We start from the raw sequence: 13,769 nt of genomic DNA, 5'->3' as shown, positions 1-13,769 counted from the left end.
ATTGGCTTATGGCCAATGAGAGCAATGTCAGGGCTGGTAGACACTGTGTTTTCGCGATGCACGCGCACTTGGTTTTCGTGACGAAGTATCGGCATGAGGTCTTCGCCGACCGCCACCTGTGGCGGATGGAGGAGGTCATGCGGGCGGTGTGCGCCGACTTCGAATCAGAGTTGGTGGAGTTCAACGGCGAGGTGGACCATGTCCATCTGCTGGTGGACTTCCCACCCAAGGTCGCGGTATCCAAGCTGGTCAACAGCCTCAAGGGGGTGTCCTCGCGTAGGTTGCGTCAGGAGTTCCCTGAGCTTGAGCGCCACTACTGGCGAGCCAAGCGGTTGTGGTCGGGGTCCTATTTCGCCGGGTCGGTCGGGGGTGCGCCGATCAGCGTCCTTCGGCGGTACATCCAGGACCAGAAACGCCCGTCCTGACGGACCGGCGCAGGTTCGGATCCGATTCACCTCCGGCCTGAAGGCCGGAGCACTCTCGGATAAAACAGGTAGCCCTGGGGGTCAAGCGAACATTCGCCCCACAGCAACCCATTTGGTGATAAAAACCACATATTCCGAGTGAACCGAAAACGGCTCCCCCAACGGCCGCGCGCTTCCGTCGGCCCGCCGAGGCCCGGGCCACGACCCCTTACGCTCTCCGCGCCCGACGCCCCTGAACAGGCATTTTATCCTGAAGGCTAAGGATTCACCCTTTTACGCCCAGGGACGCGGAAATCATGATCGACCACTTCAACACCGGATTGCTGACGCCGATAGGCGCCTACGCGGTCTCCGTGATCGGATCCTTCATCGGTTTGATGTTCGCCCGCCGCCTCCGAACGTCCACCGGCGCGGCCCGGTGGTGGTGGCTGGCCCTGAGCGCGATCTGCCTCGGGGGTACCGCCATCTGGTCGATGCACTTCATCGCCATGCTGGGCTTCCAGGTGCACGGCACCCCGATCCGCTACGACGCCGGGCTCACCATAGCCAGCGGGTTGCTCGCGATCTTCGTCATGGCCGTGGCGCTGTTCCTGATGAGCACCGAACCGAACAACACCCGTCTCCTCATCAGCGGGGTGATCGCGGGCTCCGGGATCGTCTCCATGCACTACATCGGGATGGCCTCGATGCACATGCACGGCGAGATGCACCACGATCCCCTGTTCGTCGTCCTGGCGACGGCGATCGCCCTGGTCGCGGCCACGGTCGCCCTCTGGTTCTCCTGGCGGCTGCGCGGCACGCTCAGCATCCTGGCCGCCGCCCTGGTGATGGGTGTCGCGGTCTCGGCCATGCACTACACGGGCATGTTCGGCGTCGACGTCACCCTGACCGAACGCACCACCGACACCTTGGCCGGCTCGACCGGCATCGACCTGCTACTGCCGCTCGTGGTGGGCCTGTTCGTGTTCCTGCTGGTGTGCAGCCTGCTCCTGATGCTGGGGGTGGAGGACGGCGCGGATTCGAACAAACGCGGTTCCCATCGCCGGTCGATCGAAAACCACGGCTGACCAACTGGCCGAAAGTGGTCACGAAATCCGTCTTCACACCTCTGGCGGGGATTACGGTCGGTCTCTACCATCTGTGATTGCTGGTCACATTTGTGACTGGAGTCATAGAAAGTAGAGGCCTGCGGCCATGGCCGACATATTCCCCCAAGGTCTACTCACCCCCGCCCTCGCCTACGCGGTCTCCGTCATCGGTTCCTTCCTCGGGCTGGTCTTCACTGCGAGGGCCCGTCGTTCGGCCGGTCTGGTCCGTTGGCAGTGGCTGATCCTGGCGGCGCTGTCCCTCGGTGGTATCGCCGTGTGGTCGATGCACTTCATCGCCATGCTGGGACACACCATCCCCGGGACGATCATCAGGTACGACCCGTTCCTGACCCTGGTCAGCGGCGTCGTACCCATCCTCGTCATGGGTCTGGCCCTGCACCTGGTCATCCAGAACCAGAGCAACGGACGCCTGCTGCTGTCCGGAACCCTGCTCGGCGTCGGCGTCGTCTCGATGCACTACACCGGCATGGCGTCGATGAACCTGCACGGGGAGATGCACCACAACGCCCTCCCCGTCGTCGCCTCCTGCGTCATCGGCCTGGTGGCGTCCACCGTGGCCCTGTGGTTCGCCCGGAACCTGAAGCACAACGGCGCCATCTTCGGAGCATCCCTGGTGATGGGGCTCGCGGTGTCGGCCATGCACTACACCGGTATGGCCGGACTGCACGTCGACAGCCCGGAGATGACCCACTACGGAGCCCCGGAAGGCGTCAAGGCCACCGAGTTGGCCCTTCCCCTGATCGTGGGCCTGTTCGTCTTCATGCTGATCTGCAGCCTCTTCCTGCTGCTGAGCGGCGACGAGGACGACCGTCGGGACTACACGCGCCCCTCCCACCGCTCCACCGAGCACGCCGTGCTGCGAAGCCAGGAGGACTACGCGCCCCGGCACGGCTCCCCCGTCGCACCCCTGGACCAGGAAACCCCCCGCCCGGGTGACGACGTGTGGACCAGGAACCGCTGAACCGGTTCCGCACTCGCGTGGTGCCCCGGGACCGTGAAAACCACTGGCGTCCCGGGGGCACCACGGCCTAGGCTCGTCTCGAATCGAACCGGGCGCGCACCGCGCCGGCCACACCGGTTCCCGCCCCTTTCCGCGGGAGAAGAAGAGAGGAGCACACGATGCCCGTCCTCGTGTCCACCCCCCACAACGGCACCTCTTTCATCTCCCGCGAGTCCTGAGCCGCCGCACCTCGACGGCCCCGACTCGCGCCGTACCAAGAAGAGACGACGTGAGTCAGCACAGCGAACACACCGGCACGACCGGCCTGCCCGAACACCCTCTGACCCGGCTGGGATGGAACCCGCGGGTCTCCGCGGCCTTCGACGCCCTGACGTCCCCGCACCACCTGCGACCGGCCCGCGTCATCGAGGCCCGACGCGGCGCCGTCGCCGTCCACCTACCCGAGCCCGCCACCGCCGACCTGTCACCCGAGGTGCGCAGGGCCGCCGAGTCGGACCGTTCCACCGCGCCCACCGGCGGCGACTGGGTGGCGGTCCGCCGATCCGGTGACACCTGGGTGGTCGAGGCCGTGCTGGAACGTACCGGGACCCTGGTCCGACAGGGCGTGGCCAAGGACTCGCACGACCAGGTCCTGGCCGCCAACATCGACGTCGTCCTCATCTGCGAGGCCGCCGACCAGGGCCCCAACGTGGGCCGACTGGAGCGGTTCCTCAGCCTCGCCTGGGCGAGCGGCGCCACCCCGGTCGTGGCCGTCACCAAGTCCGAACTGGCCGGGGATCGGCTTCCGGACGTCCTCGAACTGGTCCGGGCCGTCACCACCGGCGCGGACGTGTACGGCGTCAGCGCGCACACCGGCGACGGACTGCCCGACCTGGCCGCCCGACTGAGCGCCGGTGACACGTGGGTGCTGTTGGGCACCTCGGGAGCCGGCAAGTCCAGCCTGCTCAACGCACTGGCCGAGCGGGAGGTGATGGGGACCGGCGAGATCCGGCAGGACAGCCGAGGCCGGCACACCACCACCCACCGGCAACTGGTCACGATGCCCGGTGGCGCCCTGTTCCTGGACATTCCGGGGGTGCGTCGAATCGACGTTCCCGGGGGCGAGACCGGGGTCGATCGGACCTTCGCCGACATCCACGCCCTGGTCGAGCGGTGCCGGTTCCGGGACTGCTCACACGGAAACGAACCCGGTTGCGCGGTCAACGCCGCCGTCGACGAGGGCGAACTGGACGCGGCCCGGTTGGACCGCTGGTTCCGGCTGCGTCGGGAGGCCGAGTGGAACCGGAGCCGCAACGACTCCCGACTGCGCGCCGCCCGTCGTAAGGAATGGAAGCGGAAGGACCGTCAGGGCCGCGAGAACGCCTGGCGCAAACGAGGGTTCTAGAAATCGAAGGCGCGACGGGCGTTGTCCGCCACGATGGTGGCGAGCTCGTCCTCGTCCATCCCCTTGACCTCGGCGAGCACGCGCAGCGTCAGCGGGATCAGGTAGGGCGCGTTGGGTCGGCCCCGGTAGGGCTTGGGGGTGAGGAAGGGCGCGTCGGTCTCCACCAGGATCGACTCGGCGGGGGCCGCGCGCGCCGCCTCGCGGAGTGATTCGGCGCCGGCGAAGGTGACGTTGCCCGCGAAGCTCATGAAGTAGCCGTGCTCGGCGCACACCTTGGCCATCTCGGCGTCGCCGGAGAAGCAGTGGAAGACCACCCGTTCGGGGGCGCCCTCCTCCACCAGGATCCGCAGGACGTCCTCGTGCGCCTCACGGTCGTGGATCATGAGCGCCTTGCCGTGCCTCTTGGCGATGGCGATGTGTCGGCGAAAGGACTCCTCCTGGGCACGCGCGCCCTCGGGCCCGGTCCGGAAGGTGTCCATGCCGGTCTCCCCGACCGCGACCACCTCGGGGCGACCGGCCAGGGCGTCGATCTCGGCGAGTTCGGCCTCCAAGGCCTCGATGCCACCGGCGGGACGGGCCTTCTCCGTCCAGTCGGTGTCGTCGGCCTCCACGCCCTCGGCGCCGTCGCCGTGCACCACGCGCGGGGCCTCATTGGGGTGCAGTGCCACCGCGGCCCACACCTTCCCGGGGTACCGCTCGGCGACCTCGACCGCCCAGCGCGAAGAGGACAGGTCCACGCCCACCTGCACCAGTGGGGTCACGCCCACGGCCTCGGCCGCGGCGATGATCTCGGGGACCTCGGGGGACTGCATGTCCATATGGGTGTGGCTGTCGGCCACCCGTACCCGCAACGCCTCGGGCGCCGCCGGCGGAGTCTGCGCGTTGCGCTCCTTGACCGCCTTGCCACTGCGCTTGCCCACGTCGACCTTCCTCCGTCGTCCCTCGGTCATTGGAGATTCCCCGCGGGCCCCGAGGTGTTCTCGGGGCCCGCGGGTACTCATGTGCTCGGTTACTCGGTGTCGCCGGCCAGGCGCGCGAGTTCCTCGTCGACCACGGACGGGTCGAGCTTGGTGAACAGCGGCTCCGGGCGGCTCAGCGGGGTGCCCGGGACGATCGGCGTCGAGGCCCACCGGGCGTCGTTGTCGGCGTAGTCACCGGTGATGACCGGGTAGTCCACCTTCTCCTCGGAGTCACCGATGGTGTCGTGACCCGACTCGATCCGGGGCATGCCGGTCCAGGTCCCGGTGCCACCCATCATCGCGTACACCTTGTTGGCGGCGACGGGCAGGAACGGGGTGAGCAGGGTGTTGGCGTCCTGGACCAGCTGCAACGCCACGTGCAGAACGGTGGCCATCCGCTCGGGGTCGGTCTTCTTCAGCGCCCACGGAGCCTGGTCGGAGATGTACTTGTTGGCCTCGGAGACGGTGCGCATGGCCTCCTGCAGGGCGGCCTTGAACTGTGAGCGCTCCAGGCGGGCGCCGACGGTGTCGAAGGCGGCCTTGGAGTCGGCCAGGACCGCGCGGTCCTCGTCGGTGAGCTCACCGACGGCGGGGATCTCGCCCAGGTTCTTGGCGGCCATGGAGATGGACCGGTTGACCAGGTTGCCCCAGGCCGCGACCAGCTCGTCGTTGTTGCGGCGCACGAACTCGGCCCAGGTGAAGTCGGTGTCCTGGTTCTCCGGTCCGGCGGCCATGATGTAGTACCGCAGCGCGTCGGCGGAGTAGCGCTCCAGGAAGTCGCGCACGTAGATCACCACACGGCGCGAGGAGGAGAACTTCTGTCCCTCCATGGTGAGGAACTCGCTGGAGACCACCTCGTCGGGGACGTTCAGCTCGCCCAGCGTTCCGACCTCACCGCCCCGGTCGCCCTTGCCGCTCGCGCCGAGCAGGATGGACGGCCAGATGACCGAGTGGAAGACGATGTTGTCCTTGCCCATGAAGTAGAAGGACTCGCTGTCCTTCTCCTGCCACCAGCGCTTCCAGGCGTCGGGCTCACCCACGCGCTCGGCCCACTCGATGGACGCGGACAGGTAGCCGATGACCGCGTCGAACCAGACGTACAGGCGCTTGTTGGCGTTCTCGCTCCACCCCTCCAGCGGGATCGGCACACCCCAGTTGAGGTCACGGGTGACCGCGCGCGGCTGGAGGTCCTCCAGCAGGTTCAGGGAGAACTTGAGGACGTTGGGCCGCCACCCCACCCGGCGCCCACCACCATCACCGGACGGCTCCGAGGCGGTCACTTCCTCTTCCTTGCCCTTGAGCCACTCGGTGAGGATCTCGGCGAAGGCGGGCAGGTCGAGCATGAAGTGCTCGGTGTCCGTGAACTCGGGGGTCTCCCCGTTGATCCGGGACCGCGGCGAGATCAGGTCGATCGGGTCGAGCTGGTTGCCGCAGTTGTCGCACTGGTCACCGCGGGCACCGTCGTAGGCGCAGATGGGGCAGGTGCCCTCGATGTAGCGGTCCGGCAGGGTGCGGCCGGTGGAGGGGGAGATCGCGCCCTTGGTGGTGCGCGTGAAGACGTATCCGTTGTCGTGGAGCGTGGTGAACAGCCGCTGGACGACGGAGTAGTGGTTGCCGGTGGTGGTGCGGGTGAACAGGTCGTAGGACAGGCCGAGGGCGACGAGGTCCTCGGCGATGATCCGGTTGTAGCGGTCGGCCAGCTCGCGGGCGCTGACGCCCTCCTGGTCGGCCAGCACCTGGATGGGGGTGCCGTGTTCGTCGGTACCGCTGACCATCAGCACGTTGTTCCCCGACATTCGCTGGAAGCGCGAGAAGACGTCCGAGGGGACCCCGAAACCGGAGACGTGGCCGATGTGGCGCGGGCCGTTGGCGTAGGGCCAGGCGACCGCGGTCAGGATGTGGCGATTCGACGACATGACCCAAGCCTAAAGCCGGCCGGGGTGTACGCGGGCCGCCTCCCTGGCCACGGCGCCGATTCCCCGATGTGACGGCGCTTCCCGCCCCTTCCCCCGCTCCTCCGCCCCGGGCTTCCCGGACGGTCGACCGCATACGTTCCGGCAACGGTTGTCCACAGGGCGGCCGGCAGTGATTCCCCGGGGTGGGTCCCTGCCCTTATGCTCGGCTCAACGACGTCGAGTGTCACCGGAGCGCCGACGCGGAACGACAGAGAGCGACCCTCCAACCCGGTCCCGAGGCGGTGGTCACCACGGATACCCGTGCCATACCCCGTCCTGCCCGGAACACCGCGTCCCTGATCGCCGGCGTGGTGTTGATGGTCGTGCTGTCCTTCCCCTTGGCCGCCGCGCCGTCCGGTGATGGGGAGGCTCTCCCCTCCTCGGTCGGTTCGGCCGACGCCCCGGCGACCACCGCCGACTCCGGCCCCTCCCCCTCCGCCAAGGAGGCGGGCAAGGAGGTCGGACCCTACGTCGACCCACAGACGGTCGCGCTCGGGCCACCCGCCTCCACCTGCGATCAGCGGTTGGTACTGCGGGACCTGCCCGACGCGGTCCCCTCTTGCGCCCTGCGCCTGGCGGTGTGGGACCAACCCTGGTGGCCGCTGCCCCTCCCCCTTCACGACCCCGTTCCCGAACAGGTCGACGCCGAGGGGCTGCCATCCACCCGGGCGCCCCCTCTCACCGCGCACACCACCGTCTGACCAACCCGGTCGGTCCTCACCCGTCTCGTACGGGTCCGGGCCCTCGCACCCCCCGTTCGGTCCCGGGCCTCGCGCCGCGCGCGAGCCGTCCGGTGCCCGGGCACGCGACCGGTTCCACCATCCGCAGTGAGAGGTTCACCCCTTGTCCAGTCAAACGGGAGCGGGAGCGCGCTGGACACGCGCGCTCATCTCCCTCCTCGTCATCCTCGTCGCGTTCGGCGCGGCGTGGTTCATCCCACCGCGCCTGGGTCTCGACCTGAGCGGCGGTACGCAGATCGTCCTCGAAACCCAGGACGGCCCCGACGGCACCGCCGCCGACTCGGAGAACACCGACAAGGTCGTCGAGGTGCTGCGTCAGCGCATCGACCGTCTCGGTGTGGCCGAGGCGAACATGTCGCGTTCCGGTGAGAACCGGATCATCGTCGAACTACCCGGCGTGCAGGACCCGGCGGAGGCCGCGCAGATCGTCGGCCAGACCGCCCAGCTGTCCTTCCACCCGGTCCTCGGCGTGGGCGAGTCCGGCGGTGGCCAGGGCGTCCAGGCGCCCCAGGGCGGAGACTTCGCCAACCCGCCGGCCGACGAGGCCCGCGCCCCCTCCGACGGCGAGGGCGAGGCTCCCGCCGAGGGTGGGGGCGAAGCCCCCGCCGGTGGCGAGGGCGGCGAGATGACGCAGGAGGAGATGGAGGAGATCCTCGGCGGCATGGGCGGCGACCCCGGTGGTGGCGGCATGCCCCAGGCGCCCGCCGGTCCCCCCGCGGAGAACCCCGAGGACGTCGCGGTGACCCTGCCCGACTCCGAGGGCACCATGCTCCAGCTGGGCGAGGCCGCCATCCAGGGCGACCGCGTCTCCAGCGCCGAGGCCGGCCTCGACCAGGTCAACCGCGCCCAGTGGGTCGTCAACGTCGCCTTCCGCGGCGAAGGCCGTGACCAGTGGCAGGAACTGACCGGGCAGGCCGCCTGTTTCCAAGAGGGCGACCCACGTCGCCGCGTCGCGATCGTCCTGGACGACCAGGTCATCTCGTCCCCGCAGGTGACGGCGGAAACCGCCTGTGAGGTGGGCATGGCCGGCGGCCAGACCACCATCAGCGGCGACTTCAACAGCGAGACCGCCGAAGAGCTGGCCGTGCTGATCGAGGGTGGCTCGCTGCCGCTGCCGGTCACCGAGGTCCAGCGTCAGACCGTCGGTCCGACCCTCGGCGCCGCCGCCATCGAGGCCAGCGCCATCGCCGCCATCCTGGGCATCGCGTTCACCGCGCTGTACATCACGGTGGTGTACCGCATGGTCGGTTTCCTGGCCTCCCTGGCCCTGGCGTTCTACACCCTGATCGCCTACGGCGCGTTGGTGGCCATCAGCGCCACACTGACGTTGCCGGGTCTGGCCGGTTTCGTGTTGGCGATCGGTATGGCCATCGACGCCAACGTGCTGATCTTCGAACGGGCGCGTGAGGAGTACCAGCGCCAACAGCAGGTCTACGAGGCGAACAAGGCCTCCGGTATGAAGGAGTCCGACAAGGAGGGCAAGGAGACCGGCGCCCTGGCCCGTCGCCGTCGCCGCGCGGTGCCGCCCAACCTGGAGAAGGCTTTCGTCCAGGGCACGCAGAAGGCCTGGAGCGCGGTCCTCGACACCAACGTCACCACGATCCTTGCCGCCGCCCTGCTGTTCTTCTTCGCCTCCGGCACCGTTCAGGGCTTCGGTGTGACCCTGAGCCTGGGCACCATCGCATCCATGATCTCCGCGCTCGTCATCGCGCGCGTGTTCGTGGAGTGGGCGGTGCGTCGAACCGTCATCAAGAAGCACCCCTCGATCAGCGGCATCAACCGCATCGGCAAGGTCCGCACTTGGCTGGTCGAGAAGAACCCGCAGCTGATGAACTTCCGCCGCGTCGGACTCATCGTCGCCGCGCTGATCGTGGTCACCGCGATCGCGGCACCGTTGGTCCGCGACACCAACCTCGGTGTCGAGTTCACCGGTGGTCGCGTCCTGGAGTACGAGATCACCGGCGAGCAGGACCTGTCCATCGACGAGGCCCGAGGTGTCATCTCCGCGCTCGACTTCGCGGGTTCGGACACCGCGGTGGTCCAGGAGTCCGGTGACGGCGACCTGTCCGTCCGCACCGGCGACATCTCCGACACGGAGGCCAACGGCATCACCGAGGCCATCGCCGAGGAGACCGGTGGCGTGGACCTGATCAGCGACGAGCTGATCGGTCCGAGCATGGGCGACGAGCTGCGTAACCGGGCCCTGATCGCGCTCGGCGCGGCCCTGGCCCTGCAGATGATCTACCTGGCCTGGCGTTTCCGCTGGTCCTTCGGTGTCTCCACCATGGTGTCGCTGGCCTTCAACATGCTGTTGGTCGTCGCCCTGTTCATCTGGCTCGGCAAGCCCATCGACGGGGTCTTCCTCGCCGCGATCCTGAGTGTCATCGGGTTCACCGTCAACGACTCGGTGGTGGTGTTCGACAGGGTGCGAGACGAGTGGGCGAGGGACGACAAGTCCTCGTTCACCGAGATCGCCAACCGCGCGATCCTCAACACCCTGCCGCGTACGGTGAACACGACCGTCGGTGCGTGGATCATCCTGATCTTCCTCACCTTCCTCGGTGGGTCCTCGCTCCAGGACTTCTCCATCGCCATGTTGGTCGGTCTGTCCACCGGTGTGGTCTCCACCGTGTTCGTCGCGGTACCGATCGCCATCTGGCTGCAGAAGTGGGACAAGACGCCCGCGCCGCACGTGATCAAGGAACGCAAGGCCAAGCAGAAGGTGGCGGCCAAGGCCGCCCGCGACGCGGACGACGGAGCGGTCGTCTAGGGCGCGCCTTCACCGGCCCGAGAAACGAGGGGCCCCGAACCGCCCAGGTCGTGCGGTTCGGGGCCCTTCTCCTGTGCGCGGTCCGCTCAGCCGTTGGTGGGGGTCGGTGCGCCCTCGGAGCCCTGGACGAGCACGAAGCCCTGCCCCTGCAGAGCGAGCTGGAAGGCCTCACCACTGCCGCGCCCGATGATCGCTCCGGCCTTGACCGTGCTGCGGATGTCGGCCTGCAGGGAAGTACTCCAGGCGACGGCGGCCTGGGTGTCGACGAAGGTCGGCTGATCCACGTTGAGCAGCACCGGGCTCCCGTGGCAGGCCACGGCGATCCGGCCCCGCCCGGTGAAGACCGTGTTGAAGAGTCCTCCGGCCACCATGCCGCCGAACCCCTGCACCTTCTGGATGTCCCAGTTCAGGGTGGGCTCGAAGGCCAGGACGTTGGCGCCGTTGACGGTGAGGGACTCCTCCTCCAGGTCGATCAGGTGCACGTCCCAGGCCTCGTGGGCCAAGAACACGTCCCCCCGCCCGGACACCTTCATCAGTGGCAGGCCCTCGCCCGTGAACGCCTTCTTCATGAACCGGCCGACGCTGCCCGCGCCCTGGTACGCGAACTCGACCTGCCCTTGGTAGGCGACCATCGCGCCCTGTCGGGCGTAGAACTCACCGTTGAGCCCCACTCTCAGCATCTTGCGGTTCTGCAGGTGCATCCCCGGCTGCTGGGTCTCCTGGGCTTGTTGGAAGAGCTCACTGCGCATGTGGGAATCCTCTTTCGTCACTTCGGTCTCAGTGCTGTTCGACGCACCGACCCGGGAGTTGGTTTCCCCGGCGGTCGGATCCGCCGGGGTCACTCCGCCTCGACGACACCGTGGACCAGGTCGTAGACACGGCGCTTGGGCACACCGGTCTCCTTGGCGACCCGGACGATGGCCTCCTTGCGGCGCATCCCCTCGTCCTCCAGCTCCCCCACGGCGACGATCAGGTCGGTGTCGCTCGTGCTCTCCGCGCGGGGCCGGGCGCCCTCCACCACCACCGAGATCTCGCCGCGCACACCGTCGGCGGCCCACTCGGCCAACTCGCCCAAGCCGCCCCGGCGCACCTGTTCGTAGGTCTTGGTGAGCTCACGGCAGACCGCCGCCCGGCGTTGGGCGCCGAACGCCGCGGCCATCGTCCGCAGGGTGGCGGCGATCCGGTGCGGGCTCTCGAAGAAGACCATCGTCCGGCGCTCGTCGGCCAGCTCCTCCAGGTAAGGCCTCAGGCCCTTGCGCGGTGGGAACCCCTCGAAGCAGAATCGGTCGGTGGGAAGTCCGGAGACCACCAGTGCGGTGGTCACCGCCGACGGCCCCGGGATCGAGGTGACGGGGATCCCCTCCTCGGCGCAGGCCGCCGCCAGGCGGTAGCCGGGGTCGGACACCCCCGGCATCCCCGCGTCGGTGACGACCAGGACCTCCTCGCCCCGCCGCAGATCGGCGAGGAGTTCGTCTCCTCTGCGGCTCTCGTTCGCGTCGTAGTAGGACACGACGCGGGCACCGGACTCACCACCGAGGCGGATGCCCGCACGGGAGGCGAATTGACGCAATCGACGTGTGTCCTCCGCGGCGATCACGCGCGCCCCCTCCAGCGCGTGCAACAGCCGAGGTGGCGCGTCCTCCAGGTTCCCGATGGGCAACCCGGCCAGGACGAGCCTTCCGCCCGGCTGTGTTCTCTCGACACCCTCAACCACTGTGATCCCCGTCCTGTCGCGCTACGGTTGGCCATGATCGAACCATCCGAAACCCGGTTTCACGGCCCGCCCGCAACGGACCTCCATCTCTGACCCCAACCTACGAGCCGAGATGACCACCACCGCACTTCCCAGCGAGGCCGAGCCCTCGCCCCCTCCGGCCGCGGCCCGGCCCTCCGACCTCCGTTCCCGCTTCGTGCCCCGCATGCCCACACCCGCATGGCCGGGTTGGCTGGGCGCCGGCCTCGTCGCGTTGTTCGCGGGGGCGCTCAGGTTCTTCAACCTCGGGCAGCCGGAACGGATCTACTTCGACGAGACCTACTACGCCACGGACGCCTTCGCCCTGTGGCGTTTCGGATACGAGCACGAGACCCTCGACAACTCGGACACCATGTTGGCCGAGGGCGATCCGAACATCTTCACCGGCGCGGGCGACTTCATCGTCCATCCGCCCGTCGGCAAGTGGATGATCGCGCTCGGCGACTGGCTGTGGACGCTGATGCCGTTCGGGTCGGCGGTCAGCCCCGAAGGTTGGCGGGTGGCCTCCGCCCTGGCCGGGATGATCTCCGTTCTCATCCTGGTCCGGCTCGCCACCCGGATGACCCGCTCCGTCCTTCTCGGCTGCACCGCCGGGCTGATCCTGGCCTTGGACGGCCTGCACTTCACCCTGAGCCGCATCGCCATGGTGGACATCTTCCTCACCCTGTGGATCCTGGCGGGGTTCACCTGTCTGGTGATCGACCGGGACAAGACGAGGGAGCGCCTGGTCCGCCTGGCGGAGGCCGGGGTCGACCTGACCACGGTGGGTTGGTTGGGCATGCGCTGGTGGCGCCTGGCCGCCGGTCTGTGCTTCGGCCTGGCGGTCGGCACCAAGTGGTCGGCCCTGTTCTTCATCGCCGCCTTCGGTCTGCTCACCGTCGCCTGGGACTACGGTGCCCGGCGCAGCGTCGGCCAGCGTCGTGTCTTCGGCCGTTGGCTGGGCATCGACGCCGTACCCGCGTTCCTACAGACCGTGGTGGTCGCCGGGATCGTCTACCTGGTCTCCTGGTCCGGGTGGTTGTTCACCCGCGGTGGTTACAACCGGGACTTCGCCGATGGTCTGGCCCCCGACTGGCTGCCGAACATCGTGGCCACACCGTTGGAGGCCCTGTGGAGTCTGATCGACTACCACGGCCGGATGATGAACTTCCACTCCGGCCTCACCAGCGACCACACCTACATCTCCGCGCCGTGGGAGTGGCTGATCATGCGCACCCCGGTGATGTTCCACTACGACGGGCAGGCCGTCGGGTGCGACACCGGGAGCTGTGTGACCTCGGTGGTGTCCATCGGGACCCCGGTCATCTGGTGGGTGAGCATCATCGCCATGGTGGTGATGCTGGGCTGGTGGATCACCTTCCGCGACTGGCGGGCCGGCGCTGTGCTGCTCGCGGTCGCTGCCGGTTGGCTCCCCTGGTTCGCCTACCCGGACCGCCCGATGTTCCTGTTCTACGCGCTGCCGTTCCTGCCGTTCCTGGTGCTCGGCATCGTGCTGATGTTGGGGATGCTGATGGGCGCGGGAGAGGACAGTCCGCGCTTCGCTCCGTACACGCGCGCGCTCGGCGGAGTGGTCTTCGGTGTCGTGGTGTTGTTGACCATCGCGCACTTCGCCTACCTGTACCCGGTCCTATCGGCCTATCCATTGCCGGACGACACCTGGGGCGATCGGTTGTGGTTCGAGGTGTGGATCTACGGACGCGATGCCTCCTAACG

General features: G+C 68.4%; 11 protein-coding genes. 7 read left to right on the top strand and 4 right to left on the bottom strand.

Features of this window, described 5'->3' with window-relative positions:
* The first annotated feature begins 8 nt into the window (after nt 1–8).
* The 4 genes from tnpA (at nt 9) to rsgA (ending at nt 3,879) form a co-directional block, all read left to right on the top strand.
* Complete coding sequence (gene tnpA / locus ABZ717_RS07580) at nt 9–425, top strand: IS200/IS605 family transposase (RefSeq protein WP_358506979.1); 417 nt, start codon at nt 9–11, stop codon at nt 423–425.
* Nucleotides 426–721: 296 nt separating this feature from the next.
* The gene (locus tag ABZ717_RS07575; protein WP_358506977.1) at nt 722–1,492 is read left to right on the top strand and encodes an MHYT domain-containing protein; all 771 of its coding nucleotides are present in this window, start codon (nt 722–724) and stop codon (nt 1,490–1,492) included.
* 127 nt (nt 1,493–1,619) lie between these two features.
* A complete protein-coding gene (locus tag ABZ717_RS07570) occupies nt 1,620–2,495 on the top strand; it encodes an MHYT domain-containing protein (RefSeq protein WP_358506975.1) in 876 nt (291 codons plus the stop codon).
* Nucleotides 2,496–2,763: 268 nt separating this feature from the next.
* Nucleotides 2,764–3,879 (top strand): ribosome small subunit-dependent GTPase A, encoded by a 1,116-nt coding sequence (rsgA, locus tag ABZ717_RS07565; RefSeq protein WP_358506973.1) that lies wholly within the window; start codon nt 2,764–2,766, stop codon nt 3,877–3,879.
* On the opposite strand, the gene ABZ717_RS07560 is transcribed toward rsgA, so the two are convergent.
* Complete coding sequence (locus ABZ717_RS07560) at nt 3,876–4,799, bottom strand: TatD family hydrolase (RefSeq protein ID WP_358507064.1); 924 nt, start codon at nt 4,797–4,799, stop codon at nt 3,876–3,878. The genes rsgA and ABZ717_RS07560 overlap by 4 nt on opposite strands.
* A gap of 89 nt (nt 4,800–4,888) precedes the next feature.
* Nucleotides 4,889–6,754, bottom strand: a complete 1,866-nt coding sequence (metG, locus tag ABZ717_RS07555) for a methionine--tRNA ligase (RefSeq protein ID WP_358506971.1) — start codon at nt 6,752–6,754, stop codon at nt 4,889–4,891.
* A gap of 281 nt (nt 6,755–7,035) precedes the next feature.
* On the opposite strand from metG, the gene ABZ717_RS07550 reads away from it, so the two are divergent.
* On the top strand, nt 7,036–7,494 hold the full coding sequence (locus ABZ717_RS07550) for a hypothetical protein (protein ID WP_358506969.1): 459 nt from the start codon (nt 7,036–7,038) through the stop codon (nt 7,492–7,494).
* A 142-nt stretch (nt 7,495–7,636) separates the two neighbouring features.
* On the top strand, nt 7,637–10,303 hold the full coding sequence (gene secD / locus ABZ717_RS07545) for a protein translocase subunit SecD (protein WP_358506967.1): 2,667 nt from the start codon (nt 7,637–7,639) through the stop codon (nt 10,301–10,303).
* An 86-nt stretch (nt 10,304–10,389) separates the two neighbouring features.
* Here the strand turns inward: secD and ABZ717_RS07540 are convergent, their stop codons facing one another.
* Together ABZ717_RS07540 and rsmI are read right to left on the bottom strand one after the other, a co-directional pair.
* Nucleotides 10,390–11,052 (bottom strand): AIM24 family protein, encoded by a 663-nt coding sequence (locus ABZ717_RS07540; protein WP_358506965.1) that lies wholly within the window; start codon nt 11,050–11,052, stop codon nt 10,390–10,392.
* A gap of 89 nt (nt 11,053–11,141) precedes the next feature.
* Entirely contained in the window at nt 11,142–12,017 is an 876-nt protein-coding gene (gene rsmI / locus ABZ717_RS07535) for a 16S rRNA (cytidine(1402)-2'-O)-methyltransferase (RefSeq protein ID WP_358506963.1), read from the bottom strand.
* A 112-nt stretch (nt 12,018–12,129) separates the two neighbouring features.
* On the opposite strand from rsmI, the gene ABZ717_RS07530 reads away from it, so the two are divergent.
* Nucleotides 12,130–13,767 (top strand): phospholipid carrier-dependent glycosyltransferase, encoded by a 1,638-nt coding sequence (locus ABZ717_RS07530; protein ID WP_358506961.1) that lies wholly within the window; start codon nt 12,130–12,132, stop codon nt 13,765–13,767.
* Nucleotides 13,768–13,769: the final 2 nt, after the last annotated feature.

It is taken from the genome of Nocardiopsis sp. NPDC006832, from assembly GCF_040635885.1.
GTDB lineage: Bacteria > Actinomycetota > Actinomycetes > Streptosporangiales > Streptosporangiaceae > Nocardiopsis.
Note: the sequence above shows the minus strand (reverse complement) of the source record. Positions and strands in the feature narration are given on the sequence as shown.